General features: G+C 54.7%; 17 protein-coding genes. 9 read left to right on the forward strand and 8 right to left on the reverse strand.

Annotated features, from left to right (window positions below):
• Nucleotides 1-253: 253 nt before the first annotated feature.
• A complete protein-coding gene (locus DPQ25_RS12015) occupies nucleotides 254-1,594 on the reverse strand; it encodes a butyryl-CoA:acetate CoA-transferase (RefSeq protein WP_112333423.1) in 1,341 nt (446 codons plus the stop codon).
• A gap of 231 nt (nucleotides 1,595-1,825) precedes the next feature.
• Here DPQ25_RS12015 and DPQ25_RS12020 point away from each other — a divergent pair, with 231 nt between their 5' ends.
• The 5 genes from DPQ25_RS12020 (at nucleotide 1,826) to DPQ25_RS12030 (ending at nucleotide 4,564) form a co-directional block, all read left to right on the forward strand.
• A complete protein-coding gene (locus DPQ25_RS12020) occupies nucleotides 1,826-2,254 on the forward strand; it encodes a hypothetical protein (protein WP_112333424.1) in 429 nt (142 codons plus the stop codon).
• Between the two features lie 76 nt (nucleotides 2,255-2,330).
• Nucleotides 2,331-2,504, forward strand: coding sequence for a hypothetical protein (locus tag DPQ25_RS14750; protein WP_177577045.1), 174 nt, complete (start codon nucleotides 2,331-2,333; stop codon nucleotides 2,502-2,504).
• Between the two features lie 2 nt (nucleotides 2,505-2,506).
• Nucleotides 2,507-2,662, forward strand: coding sequence for a hypothetical protein (locus DPQ25_RS14755; protein WP_177577047.1), 156 nt, complete (start codon nucleotides 2,507-2,509; stop codon nucleotides 2,660-2,662).
• Between the two features lie 252 nt (nucleotides 2,663-2,914).
• Nucleotides 2,915-3,661 carry a M23 family metallopeptidase gene (locus DPQ25_RS12025; protein WP_112333425.1) on the forward strand — a complete coding sequence of 249 codons (747 nt, stop codon included), beginning with the start codon at nucleotides 2,915-2,917 and terminating at the stop codon, nucleotides 3,659-3,661.
• Between the two features lie 423 nt (nucleotides 3,662-4,084).
• Nucleotides 4,085-4,564, forward strand: coding sequence for an adenine nucleotide alpha hydrolase family protein (locus DPQ25_RS12030; protein WP_242978335.1), 480 nt, complete (start codon nucleotides 4,085-4,087; stop codon nucleotides 4,562-4,564).
• Between the two features lie 96 nt (nucleotides 4,565-4,660).
• Here DPQ25_RS12030 and pflA read toward each other — a convergent pair whose 3' ends face one another.
• The 3 genes from pflA to DPQ25_RS12045 form a co-directional block, all read right to left on the reverse strand.
• Nucleotides 4,661-5,416 carry a pyruvate formate-lyase-activating protein gene (gene pflA / locus DPQ25_RS12035; RefSeq protein ID WP_112333426.1) on the reverse strand — a complete coding sequence of 252 codons (756 nt, stop codon included), beginning with the start codon at nucleotides 5,414-5,416 and terminating at the stop codon, nucleotides 4,661-4,663.
• The gene (gene pflB, locus DPQ25_RS12040) at nucleotides 5,403-7,616 is read right to left on the reverse strand and encodes a formate C-acetyltransferase (RefSeq protein WP_112333427.1); all 2,214 of its coding nucleotides are present in this window, start codon (nucleotides 7,614-7,616) and stop codon (nucleotides 5,403-5,405) included. The genes pflA and pflB overlap by 14 nt, the downstream gene beginning before the upstream one ends.
• 84 nt (nucleotides 7,617-7,700) lie before the next feature.
• Nucleotides 7,701-8,189: a deoxycytidylate deaminase gene (locus DPQ25_RS12045; RefSeq protein WP_112333428.1), complete on the reverse strand. Its 489-nt coding sequence runs from the start codon at nucleotides 8,187-8,189 to the stop codon at nucleotides 7,701-7,703.
• A gap of 266 nt (nucleotides 8,190-8,455) precedes the next feature.
• On the opposite strand from DPQ25_RS12045, the gene rsmA reads away from it, so the two are divergent.
• From rsmA to DPQ25_RS12060, 3 genes are read left to right on the forward strand one after another with little or no spacing between them, the layout of a single operon-like run.
• A complete protein-coding gene (rsmA, locus tag DPQ25_RS12050; protein WP_112333429.1) occupies nucleotides 8,456-9,322 on the forward strand; it encodes a 16S rRNA (adenine(1518)-N(6)/adenine(1519)-N(6))-dimethyltransferase RsmA in 867 nt (288 codons plus the stop codon).
• 29 nt (nucleotides 9,323-9,351) lie between these two features.
• Entirely contained in the window at nucleotides 9,352-9,609 is a 258-nt protein-coding gene (locus tag DPQ25_RS12055; RefSeq protein ID WP_112333430.1) for a hypothetical protein, read from the forward strand.
• The gene (locus DPQ25_RS12060; RefSeq protein ID WP_177577049.1) at nucleotides 9,606-10,361 is read left to right on the forward strand and encodes a hypothetical protein; all 756 of its coding nucleotides are present in this window, start codon (nucleotides 9,606-9,608) and stop codon (nucleotides 10,359-10,361) included. Before DPQ25_RS12055 ends, DPQ25_RS12060 begins: the two co-directional genes overlap by 4 nt.
• A gap of 200 nt (nucleotides 10,362-10,561) precedes the next feature.
• Here DPQ25_RS12060 and DPQ25_RS12065 read toward each other — a convergent pair whose 3' ends face one another.
• The 4 genes from DPQ25_RS12065 to DPQ25_RS12080 are packed head-to-tail and all read right to left on the reverse strand — an operon-like array spanning nucleotide 10,562 to nucleotide 15,287.
• A complete protein-coding gene (locus DPQ25_RS12065) occupies nucleotides 10,562-11,089 on the reverse strand; it encodes a GNAT family N-acetyltransferase (protein ID WP_112333431.1) in 528 nt (175 codons plus the stop codon).
• A gap of 18 nt (nucleotides 11,090-11,107) precedes the next feature.
• Nucleotides 11,108-13,477: an AAA family ATPase gene (locus tag DPQ25_RS12070; RefSeq protein WP_112333432.1), complete on the reverse strand. Its 2,370-nt coding sequence runs from the start codon at nucleotides 13,475-13,477 to the stop codon at nucleotides 11,108-11,110.
• Nucleotides 13,474-14,619, reverse strand: coding sequence for an exonuclease SbcCD subunit D (locus DPQ25_RS12075; protein ID WP_112333433.1), 1,146 nt, complete (start codon nucleotides 14,617-14,619; stop codon nucleotides 13,474-13,476). Before DPQ25_RS12075 ends, DPQ25_RS12070 begins: the two co-directional genes overlap by 4 nt.
• The gene (locus DPQ25_RS12080; RefSeq protein ID WP_112333434.1) at nucleotides 14,616-15,287 is read right to left on the reverse strand and encodes a metallophosphoesterase; all 672 of its coding nucleotides are present in this window, start codon (nucleotides 15,285-15,287) and stop codon (nucleotides 14,616-14,618) included. The genes DPQ25_RS12075 and DPQ25_RS12080 overlap by 4 nt, the downstream gene beginning before the upstream one ends.
• 162 nt (nucleotides 15,288-15,449) lie before the next feature.
• Between DPQ25_RS12080 and DPQ25_RS12085 the strand changes: the two genes are divergently transcribed.
• Nucleotides 15,450-16,832 carry a D-alanyl-D-alanine carboxypeptidase family protein gene (locus DPQ25_RS12085; RefSeq protein ID WP_112333435.1) on the forward strand — a complete coding sequence of 461 codons (1,383 nt, stop codon included), beginning with the start codon at nucleotides 15,450-15,452 and terminating at the stop codon, nucleotides 16,830-16,832.
• Nucleotides 16,833-16,843: the final 11 nt, after the last annotated feature.

Raw genomic sequence — 16,843 nt, forward strand, 5'->3', positions numbered from 1 at the left:
CAACAAAAGCGCCCGCCGTGGAATACAAACCCACGGAAGGGCGCTTCTGTTGTTGAGGCTCACAGCACCCGAACGCCTTGAAAATATCCATCGGCTCAGGCAGAAGCGTCTCCTCCTCTCCCGCACGTTCTTTCTTATACGCCCGGTAGGCCGCTGTCGTTCCCCTGGAAGCTTTAGCCTGGGCCGCATATCGAGCCAATCTTCTTTTGATTAAAACGCCTCTCCCGCTGTAAACGGGAGAGGCGTTTTATTTTCAGCGGTTCGACCGCCGCCAAATATGCATTTTTTCCGCTTCGGCAATCAGCTGCTCACGGAAATTCGGGTGCGCTACAGAAATAATTGCCTCTGCCTTTTCCCATGTAGACAGCCCCTTTAAATTAACCTTGCCGTACTCGGTGACCAGATAATGGATGTTTGCCCGGGTATCTGTAACAATGGAGCCGGGGTCAAGCGTCGGCAGGATCCGTGACTTCAGCTCGCCGTCCTTGGTTGTAAAGGTAGAAGAACAGCAGATGAAGCTCTTGCCGCCCTTCGAAAGATAGGCCCCCAGCACAAAGTCAAGCTGCCCGCCTGCGCCGCTGATTGGCTTCGTACCGGCGGATTCCGCATTGACCTGGCCGAACAGGTCCAAGTTCACGGCGTTGTTGATGGAGATAAAATTATCCAGCGCGGCAATCGAACGGACATCGTTGGTATAATCCACCGGAACGCTCATCAGCTCAGGGTTGTCGTTCAGGTAATCGTACATTTTTTTGGTACCGGCGCCAAAGGCAAAGGTCTGACGGAAGCGGTCGATGCTCTTTTGAGAGCCGTTGATTTTGCCTGCCAAGGCAATATCTACAAACGCATCCACGTACATCTCCGTATGAACACCTAAATTCTTGAGGTCGGAGTCCGCTATCATTGAACCGACGGTATTCGGCATCCCGCCAATCCCCAGCTGCAGGCAGGCGCCGTTTGGAATTTCCTCCACAATGAGCTTCGCCACTGCCTGATCGACCTCGGTGGGCGCTCCGCCCGCGCCCATTTCGGCAATCGGCGGGTTGCCGCCGGTAACAATCATATCGACCTGAGAAATATGGATTCCCTCCTGCATGCCGCCGAGGCAGCGGGGAAGGTTGTTGTTGACCTCAACAATGATGATCTTGGACTTTTCGCAGACAGCCGCCATATGAGACGCATTCGGGCCAAAATTGAAATACCCGTGCGCATCCATAGGCGCTACCTGAAACATTGCCACATCATTGGGCACAATATTTTCGCGGTAATAGCGGGGAAGCTCCGAGTACCGGATTGGTGAATAAAAAACCAGGCCATCCTTAACAAGCTTGCGCTCTATACCGGACATGTGCCAGGAATTCCACGTAAAATGCCTGGCGGCATCCGGCGCCTTAAAAATCTCCGGAACGCGCAGCAGGATGCCGCCGCGCAGCTTAACGTCGTGCAGCTCTTCCGCCCGGGCCGCCAGGGCCTTATCGAGCGCATAGGGCGTCGCGGTACACCAGCCGTAATCAACCCAATTACCGGATTGAACCACCTTTACCGCCTCTTCTGCCGTCGTCAGCTTTTCCTGATATTCCTTTTCAAAGCTCATAGATAGGAGGACCCCCTTGTTAATTATTTATCATTTTCTTCTATTATAAATGTACCTGCGGGGATAATCAAGCAGATCCTGTGCAAAAGGCAATTTTTTACGAAAAACCAGCGGTTTCCCCTGGAAGCTTCCGCAAAAAAAATTCTTTTGCACTTCCACAAAAATATTTTGAGGGCCTTCAATCATAAATACCGTTTTTTGGTGCATGCTAAAGGCGGAGGTGTATCAGAGATGATTAATGACGTTGAATTATTGCAGGATATCTGTGAAAGCTCGGAGATGGGCAGAGACTCCATCATGCATGTCATCAAGTTAACAGACGACCCCGGTTTTCGCAAAACCCTGGAAACGCAGCTGACGGAGTTTGCAAACATGTATGACACCGCGGACAAAATGCTGCAGGAGCGCGGCAGCCGTCCCTCCAGCATAGGTCCGGTAGCAAAGGCGGCCTCCTATGTAACGGCAACCATGAAGACGCTGAAGGAAAACACCCCCTCCTGCATTGCAGAAATGATGATTCAAGGCAGTACAATGGGCATTACCAAGTTGACCCGCCAGCTCAATGAATATGACGGCAGCGACGATTCCGCCGCACGTCTGGCCCAAAAGCAGCTGAAAACCGAGCAGGCAAATATTGACGAGATGAAAAAATTCTTATAAAAAGCATCCGCCAAACCATTTTACAGACTTAGTTCCCTAGTAAAAACAAACTTGACAAGAAAGGAGCAGCTTCAGCATGGAAGAAGCCTATACCCTTACAGACCTTTTGCGGAACGACACAAAAGCAATGGAGTTTTATGACAAACTGCCCGACTATGTGCAGGAGGCTATTGCACAGCGGCCGGAAGGCGTCGGCTCCTTTGAAAGCCTTCGCCATTACGCAGACAACCTGCTGGCAGGCGACCGTTAAGCATGGAAAAAGTGGATTACCTGGCTAACCCTGAGCTGGGCGAATACTTCGCCGCGCTTCCGCCCCGGGTGCAAGACTTCATTACCAGTTCAAACGCCGAAATCAGCACCTTAGGTGAGCTGATGAAAATAGGCGAGCATTTTAAACAAGAGCTTTAGGCAGTTTGTGAAAACGGGGAAACGCTTGCAAAAGCGTCTTCCCCGTTTATTGAAGGGCCAAGGAAATTCCTTTAATAATAAAGCCGCTGCCAGCGCACCCATTTTACTCTTTGTAAACCCGTGCATCCACGGAAGGCAAGCGGTATTTTTACAAAACGGCTGTCTTTTCCAACCGGCTTTGTCCGCAGGGAATCTACCGGGAATGTGTATATTTACCCTGCGGACAGGCCAGAATACCGTTGGAGGTGTAAGATGATGGATCACTATTCAAAAAACAAAAAAAATACAAAAGGCTTTTATATTGCGCTGGGCGTTTGCCTAATTGCGGTCGGCGTCGCCGCATGGACAACGTACGACAGCGTGTCTAATTTCATTTCCCCTGCCAACGAGAGCTCGCAATCCAGCACGGCGCCAGTCAGCTCATCCGGAGACAAGGCCGTGGACAAAACAATCAGCGGCGTACATGCCTCCTCTTCATCTGCGGCAAGCTCCCCAGCCTCTTCCGCGGCCCCTAAGAAGCCGGAGTCGCAGGCCTCCTCCAAGGCAGAGGAGCCGGCGTCTTCCAAACAGGCGCAGCCCACCGATGCGCCTGTGGTACAAACGCCCGATTCCCTGGCCTATCCCGGCGGCAAAACAATCATTAAAAACTTCAGTGAGGACCCGATTTACTCAGAGACAATGAAGGATTGGCGCGCGCACACTGGAATGGATTTTTCCGGTGCGGAGGGTGACGAGGTCAAGGCTGCCGCGGCCGGCGCCGTCAAGCAAATTTACACCGATGACTTCTACGGCGCTACTGTGGTCATCAGCCACGGGGAGCTGGAAACCCTTTATGCCGGGCTCGACCAGATTTTAGTCAAGGAAGGCGACGAAGTCAAGGCAGAACAAAAAATCGGCACCCTGGGCATGATTCCCTCTGAAAGCGCGGACGGCACTCATCTGCATTTTTCCGTACGGCGTGGAGAAAAGTGGATTGACCCTGCCACTCTGCTAAAATAATACGCCTATTTTGCCGTCGTTCCGCATAAAAATAGGATAAGACCGCCAGCCCTCGGAATGGATCTCGTTTAGGGGCGAAAAGTTGCCGGTTGACCTTTTCAGGTTGGCACGGCTTCTTTTTTGCGCTTTTTTACGTAAAAAGAACTGCGAAATAACAATAATAACAAAGATGTAACTGGTATTTTTCAGGATTGTGATATAATGATTATAGGAAGATGAAACAAAACCCGACGTTTTTCCTTTTTACAATTTGTTAATCTATTATACACGGCTTGTTTTGGAAAACATAGGTGAAGCAGTTATAATGGTGATAGTGGCGGGTGGCGCACAGAAAAAGCCAACACACATTAAGGTAGAGCCAAAAGAACTGTTTCCACCATTGCGGCAGCAGCGCGGCAGAAGCCGGGGTGGAGTTAAAGGACAATGAACGATTATAAAGCGTGTTCCAATATGGGAAAGGAGACCACAACTATGAAAAAGAAAACGGCGGTGCTTGTTTGTGTGACAGGCCAAAGAGATTGCGACCGTTTAATAAAGGCAGGCAGAAAAATTGCGGACCGGGAGGGGCTTTCGGTACAGGTGCTCTGTGTCCTGCCCATCCAGGCCGGCAGTAAGGATTGCAGCGAAGAGCTGGAGCATCTGCGCCAAACAGCCCGGGATGCCGATGCGGAAATGACTGTATTTTTCCATGATGACCCTGCGCTGATGGCCGTGGGCTTTGTCAAGCAAATCGGTGCAGTCCACATCGTCACCGGCATGGCAGAGGCCCCCGTCAATGGGTTTGTCGACGTCATCCATAACCTTCTGCCAAAAATTCCGATTGCCATGGTCGGCAAGGACGGCACCGTGTATAACCTGCTTCCGGAAAGTAACAGAACACCGGTGGTTCAAGCCCTGGCATAGCAGCAGCCGGCGGCCTGCTCCCCTATTAACCAATAAAAGGGCCCGGGCTTAATCGCCCGGGCCCTTGCCGCCTCTTCCGGTATTTTTAAAAAAGCATTAAATTGTAAACGTGAGCGCCCTTGAGCGGAAAATCTCCGCTGCCAGCTCTAATTCCTCCTGCGAAGGCTCCGGGGCTTCCGCCAGCGAAAACGGGAGCTTCATTGCCTTCCATTTATATGCCCCCAGCTTATGAAATGGCAGCAGCTCCACCTTTTGCACGCAGGTGAAGGGCTTGATAAAGTCCGCCAGCCGTTCCAAGCCTTCCCGGGTCAGTGTAATACCCGGTACCAGAACATGGCGCAGCCAGACCGGTTTGCTCCCCCGCTCACAATAGCGCAGTAAATTCAGCGCCTCGGTGTTGTCCCTGCCTGTCAGCGCTTTACAAAGCGCGGGTTCCAGCGCCTTGATATCCAGCAGCAGCAGATCGGCCTCATCCACGGCCTTACGGCAGTGTTCCAGGGGAACGGCTCCCGAGGTATCCACCGCCGTATGCAGGCCCTCCGCGCGGCAGAGCCGCAGCAGCTCCGCACAAAACTCCGGCTGTGCCAGCGGTTCGCCGCCGGAAAGGGTCACGCCGCCCTTCTGAATAAAGCTGCGATAACGGCTGATTTCCGCCATCAGCTCCGGCGCTGTAAGCGTCCGCCCCTGCTGAAATGCCCAGGTATCCGGGTTGTGGCAGTACCGGCAGCGCAGAGGACAGCCCTGCATAAAGACAACAAAACGCACCCCCGGGCCGTCCACCGTGCCGAAGCTTTCCAGCGAATGGATAAAGCCCTGTATCTCCTGCCCGGGTTTTACCTCAAAATCTTTCATGGAAGGTTCTGTGGATAACTTCCATCTGCTGTTCCCGCGTCAGCTTAATAAAGTTCACGGCATAGCCGGAAACACGAATGGTAAGCTGCGGGTATTTTTCCGGGTGGTCAACCGCATCCAGCAAGGTCTCCCGATTCAACACATTGACGTTGATATGGTGCCCGGTCTCCATAAAATATCCGTCCAAAAGGGTCACCAGGTTTTTCTCCTTATTATCCTCATCCTTGCCGAGCGCCTTGGGCACAATAGAAAAGGTATAGGAGATGCCGTCCTCACTGTAATCGTAGGGCAGCTTCGCCACGCTCATCATGGAAGCAACGCAGCCGTTGCTGTCCCGCCCATGCATGGGGTTGGCGCCCGGTGCAAATGGCTCGCCCTTTTTGCGGCCGTCCGGTGTGGAGCCCGTCTTTTTGCCGTAAACCACATTTGATGTAATGGTCAAAATAGAAAGCGTAGGCTTCGCTCCCCGATAAGTCCGGCATTTTTCCAGTTTTCCCATAAAACGCTTGACCACATCGCAGGCAATGCTGTCCACGCGCGGGTCGTTATTGCCGAACTTCGGGAAATCCCCCTCGGTAATAAAATCTACCGCCAGACCGGTCTCGTCCCGTACCGGCTTCACCTTTGCATAGCGGATGGCGGAAAGGCTGTCCGCCACTACGGACAGGCCCGCAATGCCGCCGGCCATGGTACGCAGCACATTGTCGTCATGCAGCGCCATCTGCAGTTTTTCATAGCAATATTTATCATGCATGTAATGGATGATGTTAAGGGTGTTGACATATAGCTTTGCAAGCCAATCGCACACAGCGTCGAATTTTTTCAGCACCTCGTCATAGTCCAGATATTCGCCGCCCGCAGGGGAAAACTCCGGTGCGACCTGCTCGCCTGTACGCTCGTCCCGCCCGCCGTTAATGGCATAGAGCAGCGCTTTGGCCAAGTTGGCGCGCGCGCCGAAAAACTGCATCTGCTTACCAGTCCGCATAGCCGAAACACAGCAGGCGATGGAATAGTCATCCCCGAATTTCGCGCGCATCAGGTCGTCGCTCTCATATTGGATAGAGGAGGTTTCTATCGACACCTTTGCGCAATACTCCTTAAACGCCTCCGGCAGGCGGTCGCTCCAAAGTACGGTGAGGTTCGGCTCTGGGGCCGGGCCCAGGTTCGTCAGCGTATGCAGGAAGCGGAAGCTCATCTTCGTGACAAGCGGACGCCCGTCGGCGCCGATGCCGCCAATGGATTCCGTCACCCAGGTCGGATCACCGGAAAACAGCGAGTCATACTCCGGTGTGCGCAGGAACCGTACCAGGCGCAGCTTCATTACAAAGTGGTCTGTCATCTCCTGGATCTCCGCCTCGGTATAACGGCCCTCCTCCAGGTCCTTGCGCGCATAAATATCCAGGAAAGTGGAGACACGGCCCAAAGACATCGCAGCGCCGTTCTGCTCCTTGACTGCCGCCAGGTATGAGAAATAGACCCACTGGAAGGCCTCCTTGGTGTCGCGCGCGGGCCTGGAAATGTCATAGCCATAGGACTGCGCCAGCCGCGCCAGCTTTTTCAGGGCGCGGATTTGCTCCTGAAGCTCCTCGCGCAGGCGGATAGCCGGGGAATCCATCACGTCAAAGGTCATGCCGTCGAGGGATTTTTTCTTCTGCTCAATGAGAAAATTCGTTCCATAAAGCGCCGTGCGGCGGTAATCGCCGATGATCCTTCCGCGGCCGTACGCATCCGGAAGGCCGGTGATAATCGCGTTGTGGCGGGCTTTGCGAATTTCATCGGTGTAAACGTCAAACACGCCGTCATTGTGTGTCTTCCTGTACTGAAACACCCGCTCAACCTCGGGATCCATAGTTCTGCCATAGGTCTCCAGCTCCTTGCGGACGAGCCGGATTCCGCCAAACGGCATAATGGCACGCTTGAGGGGGGCGTCGGTCTGAAGACCGACAATTTGCTCCAGATCCTTGTCAATATAACCGGGCTGATAGGCATCGATGTCCGAAATGGTGTGCTCATCAATATCCAAAACACCGCCCGCCTCTCGTTCCTTGGCAAGCAAATCGGTAATTTCAGACCAAAGCTTAACGGTCCGCTCTGTCGGCGGCGCTAAAAACTCCGCGCCGCCCGTATAAGGCGCGTAATTGCGCTGAATAAAATCCCGCACATCAACCGCATCGCACCAGTGCCCTTCAATAAACGTCATATAAAACCAACCAATCCCGGCCGCCCACGGTTTCCTTCTCCCCAGGCCGCAGCCGTTAGCCGGGGAGAAGGGTGATTCCTGCAATCAGTAGCCGAATGAGCCGGCCATGGATTCATCATTTTGAATCCATTCGTCCACATAGACCTCGGCAAACTCCCCCTTGGTCTTGCGAATAACCACTCGTTCGATTCCCGCATTGATGACCAGGCGCTTACACATAGAGCAGGAGGATGCATTTTCCACATAATCGCCCGTTTTCGCATCCTTGCCCACCAAATAAAGGGTTGCGCCCAGCATGTTTTTGCGCGCCGCGCTGATAATGGCGTTGGCCTCCGCATGTACGGAGCGGCACACCTCATAGCGCTCGCCGCGGGGGATGCCGAGCTTTTCCCGGATGCAGACGCCGGTGTCGATACAATTCTTCCGGCCCCGCGGCGCGCCGTTGTACCCCGTCGATACAATCTCGTCATGGTTGACGATAATGGCCCCAAAATTTCTACGCAGGCAGGTACCGCGCTCCGATACAGTTTCCGCAATATCCAGGTAATAATTTTCTTTGTCCGTCCGCAAGATTTGACATCCCCTCTCAAAATATGATTTCTTACTTTATAATCATAAAAGATATTCAAAAAATAATCAATGGTAATTACCGATGGATTATGTTATAATAACTTCATCAAATACTGGTAAAATCGTATATATAGTATGTTCATCTGCAAAAATCCCATAATATAGGATGTTTTATATGTTTTGTTTCGCAGTCCGGCCCCCGCAGGCCCGGCCCGCGAAACCGGGGCTCAGCCGGAGAGCAACACCGCGCTGGGCAAGAGGGAGGTTCCATGAATAACTTAGCAGATCCGGGCGTAATCAGCGATATTCTCAAGCGGCACGGCTTTACGTTCTCAAAGGGGCTGGGGCAAAACTTCTTGGTCAACCCAACCGTCTGCCCCCGAATGGCAGAGGCCTCCGGGGCCGGTCCAGGCGTAGGGGCTCTTGAAATCGGCCCCGGCATCGGCGTGCTTACCGCGGAGCTGGCCAAACGCGCCGACCGCGTTGTCAGCCTGGAAATTGACCAGCGCCTGCTCCCTATTCTACAGGAGACGCTCGCCGGGTTTGAGCAGGTGAAAATTTTGAACGCGGATGTTTTGAAAACCGATCTTCACCGCCTTATCGCGGAGGAATTTGCGGGCCTGGAAGTCGTAGTCTGTGCAAATCTGCCGTACTACATCACCTCGCCGGTCATCATGAAACTGCTGGAGGAAAACCTTCCGGTAAAAGCCGTTACCGTCATGGTGCAAAAGGAGGCGGCTCAGCGCCTGTGCGCCCTGCCCGGCACCCGTGCGTGCGGAGCCGTCAGCGCCGCCGTTCGTTTTTACGCGGAGCCGGAAATTCTCTTCCCCGTCTCCTGCGGCAGCTTCCGGCCCGCGCCGAACGTCGATTCTGCTGTTATTCGCCTGCAAATCCGAAAAGAGCCGCCGGTGGAGGTCCTCAGCCGAAAAAAATTTTTCGCAACCGTTAAGGCGGCCTTTGGCCAACGGCGCAAAACCATTCTCAACGCGCTCACCTCTCTGCTCGCTCTTCCCCGCGACCGGGTTGCACAGGCCTGCCAGGCTGCCGGCCTCCACGCCTCTATGCGCGCCGAGCAGCTGTCGTTGCAGGATTTTGCCGCTTTGTCAAACGCCCTGTTCCCCGATAGCTACGATTAAGCATAATCAAACGAAAGGTGGTTTTACTTTTGACAGACAGCAAACTGGCCTTTATCTTTTTTGAAATTGGTACCGCTCTGGCTGTGATCTCCATGATCCTAGGGCCGTTCAACATCAAAAGCTGGTCCATTGCCTGCGCCATTATCGCCAGTTTTATGGCCCTTGCCGGAATTTACCTTGCCGTCAACGGCTGGAATGAGCCGGACGAGCCCACCCCCTCGCAGCCCACTACTCCCGATTCCCCGCCTGTTTTACCAGAGGCGGACCACCGCCGGGAGGAGTTATGAAAAAGAACGAGAAAAAGCTCCGCAAAAAAATCAACTGGGGAAAAGTCGTTGCCATTGCGGTTTTTGCGACTCTGCTCTCCTCCATTCTCTTTATCGCTATCGCCATGGCGATGGCACCCTCTGAACCAAACCCCGCGGAGCCCTACCGCCGGGTCAAGGGGGATTATGTGCTTATGCTGCTGCAATGCATTGTCGGCGTGGCCGCTATGCTGCTGCCCAGCCTGCTAAAGCGGACCCTCAACCTGGTTATTCCCTCAAAGATGATGCTGCTGTTTGCTGTTTTTCTCTACTGCGCCATCTATTTAGGCGAAGTACGGGCCTTTTACTACAATGTGCCGCATTGGGACACTATCCTACACACCTTCAGCGGCGCCATGCTGGGGGCGCTTGGCTTCTCCGTCATCAATTTTTTGAATAAGACCGACCGCGTCCCCATGAACCTGAGTCCGCTTTTTGTGGTTGTTTTCGCCTTTTGCTTCGCGCTGGCCCTGGGCGTCGTCTGGGAGATCTATGAATTTACCGCCGACGCGCTGCTGCACACCAACATGCAAAAATTTGCGCTGGAAAGCGGCGAGCCCCTGGTCGGACGGGACGCGTTAATGGACACCATGAAGGATCTCATTGTCGACACGCTCGGTGCGCTGGCGATGAGCATCATCGGCTATATTTCATTAAAGTACAAAAAAGGTTGGGTTGAAAAACTGCTGCTGCATAGGCAGCGTAAGGCTGAAAAGACAACCCCGCCGCAATAATGCCGGCCGGTAAGGCTGCTTGTACCCGCCTTGTCTTTGCGGCGCAGCGGAACCGGAAACGCCATGCAAACCATCTTCAACCATCAAAAACGGATACCCGTTATGGGTATCCGTTTTTGATTTTAAACATCGGGTAAACAGCGTCAGGCGCACCGCTCAAAGCCCGCTGCCGAACCGTTCCCCCGCAAATTTCATGTTGACTAAAATGCTTTATCCATAATTTTACCGCAAAGATATTCATTGAAAGCGCGATATTCCTTTGGAGAAATCGGTTTAGGATAAGTCATTACCACAAGGCTGTGCCCGCTGTTTCCCCTGTGATATGGAGGATGCACATGCCGATACGGATTTTCAACAAAACCGCATCGTTCATAAAAGCCTTTCCGCCGCTCAGAAACGCTGTCCGCCGGCGGGTCAATTTCTAAAATTACCGTCTTATGCCGGGCCTTCAAGGCGGATAATACCTGCTCTCCATACTTTTTATTTCTTAATTCCGGTAAAATACATAGATGCTCAATGTAAATAGCGTCATCTGTTTCCCAATATAAAACCAAGCCTATAAAAACGGATTGATCGCATACCAAACAAAAATGGTATTCCCGGTCAAGTAAAATCCTTTCCTGCGACGGCAGCTCTCTTTGCTCGTGTAAAGGAAAGCTCAGCCGGTATAATGCCAGCGCCTTCTGATACATCGGATGCGCCGCATCTGTTACAGCTTCTAAATTCATCTTACCTGCCCCCAAAAATCACGTCCAAACCTCCGCCGTACTGCCGCCGTTTGCCGTCTTTCGCACCATAATCTGAGCGGCTATCCGGCTCTTGAGCTCACTCACATGGGAGATGATCCCCACCATTCTGCCCGTGCTCTGCAGCTGTGTCAGCGCTTTCATCGCCGTATCCAGCGTTTCCTGGTCCAGGCTGCCAAAGCCCTCGTCAATAAAGATGGAATCCAAGCGGACCCCGCCCGAATAATTCTGCACCACGCCGGACAGGCCAAACGCCAGCGAGAGCGAAGCCAGAAACAGCTCCCCGCCGGAGAGGGTTTCCACCGCGCGCACACCGCCTACCTGCGCATCCAGCACCTCAATATCCAGTCCGGAAAGCGCGTTGCCCCCTATAGCATCCCGGCGCCTGGTCAGGCTGTAGCGCCCGCCGGAGAGGGTGGCAAAAAAACTGTTGGCACAGGTGAGGACGTCGTCCAGCATCACCCCCAGCACAAAAAGCTGCAACGGAATTTTTCGCGCGTTCTTTCCGGAAAGCAGCTGAGCCAGCCGAGACGTCCGCCTCTGGCGCTGCTCAAGCGCGGCGCCGGCCTCTGCCTGCTGGCGCCACTCCTCCAGGGAGCTGATCCCGTTTTCTAATTTCTGGCGCAGTGCGCCGGTTTTCTGTGCATAGGATGTATTTTCCCGCTGGATTTGCTCAAAGCTCTCTTTAAGGGGCCCCAGCTCGGGAGCCTCCCGGCCCGCCAGCTCCTCAGCCAGCTCCAAAAGGCGCTGCTGCGAACCGGACAAATCACTTTTATAGGCCTCCAGCCGGCCTCGCCACTGTTCCAGCACCGCCGCCTCGACCATAATCTTTTCCAGATCGGCCTTTAACCCCAGTGATTCTGCCGCACCGGAAAGCTGCGCCTCAATTTCCTGAAGCGCCTGCTGGCTTTCGCGGCCGGCCTGCTGCGCCGCAAGCATTTTGGCGGTCGTGTCGGCAAGGCTCTTCTCAACCGCGGCAGTGTGCCCCTGCGCCTCCTCAAGGGCCTGACGGGCCTGCTGCTGCTCCGCATGCCGCTGGCGTAAAAGCGCCTGCGCCTTCGGCAGCTGTTCAGCCGCCTTCTGTGCCTCTCCCAGCCGCAAACGGATTTCCTCTAAATCCGGTGAAACCGCCGCCGGCCGGGGGTGGTGAACCGCCCCGCATACCGGGCACGGTTCACCGTCCGCCAGTAGGGAGGCCAACGAGGCCGCCGCGTCTTGCTCCAAGCGCTTTTGAAGCTCGCCGTTTAAGGCCGCTACCCGGCCGGACTCCGTCCGGCATTGCTCCACATAGGCCTCCCCCAACACACAACGCTTTTCCGCCTCCTGCAGGGCTGTCTTCGCCGCCGCTGCCTGCCCCATCCAACGCTGCCGCTCGCGCGTCTGCGTCTCCTGCGCTTTTTTACAGGACTCATATTCCCGGCGCTTCTCCTGAAGCGATTTTTTCAGCGCGGTATAGTGCGGAAAAACAGATTGCGCCTGCTCTGCCAGCCGGACGGTTCTTTCAAGCCTATCCATCTCCGGCCCGTCCTTGCGCAGCCGTGTCAGCCGTTTTTCAAGCTGCTGGCGTTCGGTAAATTTTTGTGCCAGCGCCTGGGCAGCCGTGTACTTCTGCGCGGCGGCCTGCAGGCTCTTCTCCAGCACGGCCAGCTTCCGCGTTTGCTCCTCCAGCTGCCCGCGGTACCCGGCAATATGCTCCTCCAGCTGCTCCGGGTTCTCTACCCCGTTCTGCCGGAGAATCGTATTTTTGAGGTCCTCTACACGGCTGAGCTGATTTGTCAGCTCCCGGGATTCCGCCACAAACCGCCGGGTGACCTCCTCCCACCGTGCGGTCGAGAACAATGTCTGAAAAATCTCCGCTTTTTCCCGGGAGCTGGACAGCAGCAGCCGCAAAAACTCTCCCTGCGGCAGCACAATAACCTGGGAGAATTGCTCGCAAGTCAAGCCCAGAAGCCGCTGGGCAGCCTCCCGGACACGGCTTTCCGCGCCGGAGACCAGCAGCGTCCAGGCTTCCTCCCGCCACTGGTAGCAGGCATGCTCCTCCCGGCTTTTCAGCTCCTCTGTTCCCCGGCCCTTATAAAAGCTGCGGCTGCGGCAAAAACGGTAGCGCTCCCGCCCGAGTGTAAATTCAAATTCCACCAGGGTTTCCTGCTCCGGCGGCGCCCCGGCGGCCCGCATACCGGCCCAGCTTCTCCGTCCACCGGTGGCGCGGCAGTAAAGCGCGAAGCACATCGCGTCCAGCAACGTCGTCTTACCGCCGCCCGTCGGCCCGCTGATAAGAAAAATCCGGTTTTCCCCGAGCCTCTCAAAATCGATCTCCGTGCGGTCGATATAGGAGCCAAAGGCCTGCAGCGTCAATTTCAACGGCTTCATGCTTCTTCCTCCTCACAGGCCTTCATCATCTGCACAAAGAGGTCCTGGTCCTCCTGGTCCGCCTCCATGCCGCAAATCTGATTGAAAAATTCCCGCAGCACCTGGCCGTCGCTCGCACGGTGATGCAGCAGCTGCTCCTTCAGCTCCGAGACTTCTCCCTGTCCCGCCCGGGAAAGCCACTGGCTGTGCAGCCCCAGCATATTGGGGTAGTAGGCGCGAAGGCGATCCATGGGCATATAAACAGGGCCGTCGTCCTCCAGCTCGGCAAACAGGTAATCCTCGCTGGGCGCCTGCCGGCCCTGCTCCAAAAGCGCGTCGAAGCGGCCCTGCAGCACCCGCAGGTCGTGAAGCGGCTGAAAGGTTCGTTGGCTGCGCTCAAGCCGCTTGCCGTCCAGCTCTAAAACCGTGATTCCCTTCCTTTGCCTGGCCTCGTCAAACGAATATTTCAGCGGGGAGCCCGCATACCAGCCTGTTTCCCCGGCCCGCTGGGGCGCGTGCAAATGCCCGAGCGCCACATAGTCGAACCCCGCAAACAGCGGCGAGGCCACCTCCCCGGTCCCCCCCACGTAAATGGGGCTTTCCGAAGCCGACGCCACACTTCCAGCAACAAAGCAGTGCGCTGCCAGGATGTTAACCGCCGATGGATCCAGCTGCGCACGGAGCTTGTCCAACAGGGCGCCGTACGCCTGCGAAAAGGTCCGCAGCTCCGGGTCCCCCAGCAGCTCCCGAAGCCGGGCCGGTTCACAGTAAGGCAGCAGGTATACATGCGCCTGTACTGCGCCCTTTGCCAGGCGGACCGGCTCAAAAATGCCGCCTGGGTCACCCGCGATATAGACGCCGCTGCTGCGCAGCAGCCCGGCGCCTACCGACATCCGCTCCGCGCCGTCATGGTTCCCGGCTATGACTGCCAGCGGGACGCCGAGCGTGTGCAGCTCCACCAGAAAATGGTCGAACAGCTGGATGGCCGCAACAGGCGCTACCTGGCGGTCAAAAACATCCCCTGCCAGAAGCACCAGGTCCGGGCGCTCTTCCCGCACCAGCGGCAGAAAACAACGGTTGATAAAATCCGCCTGGTCCTCCAGCATGGAGCGCCCATAAATATTTTTTCCCAAATGCCAGTCGGCCGTATGAAAAATTTTCATGGCTCCTGCTCCACCGGGAGGATTGCCTGGAAAACAGAATAATTCTTCATGGACAGCTTACGGTCGATGTGCAGGCTGCCAAAAAACCATTTCCGGTAAGTAATTTTTTTTGAGAGCGTTTCAAAATAGGCCTGAATCTGATTGTGAATATCGGGGGAGCCCGTCAAATTGGCCTGCATATGCGGGGGAGGCGAATGGGTGACAATATAGTCCACTTTCATCCCGGCCTCCCGCAAATGGGCGGCCCCCTCCTTCATCTCCTCCAGCGTAGGCATTTCACGTTCCCACCATTTTCCGGCAGCCTGGTACATTTGCTTTTCCGTGCTCTCCCCTCCGCCGAAGGTAAAGAAGGTTTTTTCCTCTATGGAAAAAACCTGTCCGCGCATCAGGTGGTACACGTTTTCATTGAGCTTATGAACGCTTCCGCCGTTCCATTCCTGCACCGGGTATTGCTCCAGCAGGTCAAAGTTTTCATGTGTGCCGTCCACAAACGCAATGGTATATTTTTTCTCTCCCAATTTTTTCAGGAGCTTTTCCTCCTCTTCCCCGCCTTCCCACAGCATGCCGAAATCGCCGCAGACTATCAGGGTATCCCCCTTTTTCAGCCGGCGTGCCGGCGCACCGAAGCGGCGAATATCCCCATGGACGTCCCCTGTTATGTAGACCATTGAAAATCCCTCCCTGGAAAATAAAAGCCCCACAGGCCCCGGGGCCTGTGAATCCTACAAAAAACTTACGGTTTTTATAATTTGCTTTATCTTTTACCGGAATACTGTTATACTAAATACACCTAATATTATTAATCATACCACAACGGAGGAAAAAGTGCCATGAAAAAAAAGCTGATTTCCCTGTTCATGGTTGTGGTGGTGACAGTCGTCAGTTTGCCGGTTTTTACCGCCTATGCCGACAGCGCCGCCGCAACGGATGGCTTTTCAATTGACGGGGACACGACAACGACACCGGCGCTCCTGCTGCTGAACCTGGACCTGAACACCGTGGTTTACGCCAAAAACCCGGACCAAAAAATGTACCCGGCCTCTACAACAAAAATTATGACCTACATTGTGGTCAGTGAATATATGAAGGAACATAACCTGGACCCCGACCAGGAACAGGTAACCATTGAGCAAAAAATCATTACCGAGCTGTCCGGCACGGGAAGCTCCATGGCAAACCTGCAGGCGGGCGACGTTTTTACCGTGACCCAGCTGCTGCACGCCATGCTGATCCCCTCCGGGAACGACGCCGCTCTGGCGCTGGCCTCCTACATTGGCCAGGGAGACGTTCAGGCCTTTGTGGACCTGATGAACCAAAAGGCCGAGGCGCTTGGCTGTACAGGCACCCACTTCATGAACCCACACGGCCTGCACAACGAGGAGCATTATACCACGGCGCGGGACCTCGCCGCCATTGCCGCATATGCCATGAGCTTTCCTGGATTTATGGACATCTGCAATACGACCTATGAGACCTACTCGCCTGTTGCCGGGCCAAACGCCGGCCAGGAGCGCGAGCTCTTCACCACCAACCTGCTGATTAAGAAAAACAATTCCGACTACTACTACGGCAAGGCCAAGGGCATAAAAACCGGGTCCCACGACCAGGCCGGCTACTGCCTGGTCTCCAGCGCCTTTGACGGCTCTTATAATTACCTGTGTGTGGCGTTGGGGGCTCCCTACCGGGATGAAAACGGCGAACGGATCTATGACCGCGCCGAGATGCGCGACAGCATCTACCTGTACAACTGGGCCTTTAATAACCTGGAGAGCAAACAGGTTGCCGATGTCAATGATGCCGTCACCAGCGTAAAGCTGGAATATGCCTGGGACAAGGACAAAATGCTGCTGGTTCCGGCGGAGGAATTTTCCATTCTTCTGCCTAAAGACGTCTCTGCCAGCAGCATTATTGCCACGCCCGATGTTCCGGAATCTATTGAAGCGCCGGTGAAAAAGGGGGATGTAATTGGAACCGTCACCTATAGCTATGCCGGGCAAAACCTGAAAACCGTCGACCTCGTCGCCACTGAGAGCATCGAGCGCAGTGAATTTTTGAAAAGCGCAAACAGCATCAAAGAGGTCGTGACCTCTCCCTGGTTTCTGCTTATCATCGGCCTGATTGTGCTCCTGGTGCTCGTCTATATTGTTCTGGCCGTCATCTATAATCGAAAAAAGAAGAACCTGCGCAAGGTGAAAAAATATAAGGATCTGTGAGGAGGATGCCT

Source organism: Hydrogeniiclostridium mannosilyticum (genome assembly GCF_003268275.1).
GTDB classification, from domain to species: Bacteria; Bacillota; Clostridia; order Oscillospirales; family Acutalibacteraceae; genus Hydrogeniiclostridium; species Hydrogeniiclostridium mannosilyticum.

Coding starts and splice junctions, on each gene's coding strand:
- DPQ25_RS12015 (WP_112333423.1), bottom strand. CDS start 1,594: ATGAGCTTTGAAAAGGAATATCAGGAAAAGCTGACGACGGCAGAAGAG.
- DPQ25_RS12020 (WP_112333424.1), top strand. CDS start 1,826: ATGATTAATGACGTTGAATTATTGCAGGATATCTGTGAAAGCTCGGAG.
- DPQ25_RS14750 (WP_177577045.1), top strand. CDS start 2,331: ATGGAAGAAGCCTATACCCTTACAGACCTTTTGCGGAACGACACAAAA.
- DPQ25_RS14755 (WP_177577047.1), top strand. CDS start 2,507: ATGGAAAAAGTGGATTACCTGGCTAACCCTGAGCTGGGCGAATACTTC.
- DPQ25_RS12025 (WP_112333425.1), top strand. CDS start 2,915: ATGATGGATCACTATTCAAAAAACAAAAAAAATACAAAAGGCTTTTAT.
- DPQ25_RS12030 (WP_242978335.1), top strand. CDS start 4,085: ATGAACGATTATAAAGCGTGTTCCAATATGGGAAAGGAGACCACAACT.
- pflA (WP_112333426.1), bottom strand. CDS start 5,416: ATGAAAGATTTTGAGGTAAAACCCGGGCAGGAGATACAGGGCTTTATC.
- pflB (WP_112333427.1), bottom strand. CDS start 7,616: ATGACGTTTATTGAAGGGCACTGGTGCGATGCGGTTGATGTGCGGGAT.
- rsmA (WP_112333429.1), top strand. CDS start 8,456: ATGAATAACTTAGCAGATCCGGGCGTAATCAGCGATATTCTCAAGCGG.
- DPQ25_RS12060 (WP_177577049.1), top strand. CDS start 9,606: ATGAAAAAGAACGAGAAAAAGCTCCGCAAAAAAATCAACTGGGGAAAA.
- DPQ25_RS12065 (WP_112333431.1), bottom strand. CDS start 11,089: ATGAATTTAGAAGCTGTAACAGATGCGGCGCATCCGATGTATCAGAAG.
- DPQ25_RS12070 (WP_112333432.1), bottom strand. CDS start 13,477: ATGAAGCCGTTGAAATTGACGCTGCAGGCCTTTGGCTCCTATATCGAC.
- DPQ25_RS12075 (WP_112333433.1), bottom strand. CDS start 14,619: ATGAAAATTTTTCATACGGCCGACTGGCATTTGGGAAAAAATATTTAT.
- DPQ25_RS12080 (WP_112333434.1), bottom strand. CDS start 15,287: ATGGTCTACATAACAGGGGACGTCCATGGGGATATTCGCCGCTTCGGT.
- DPQ25_RS12085 (WP_112333435.1), top strand. CDS start 15,450: ATGAAAAAAAAGCTGATTTCCCTGTTCATGGTTGTGGTGGTGACAGTC.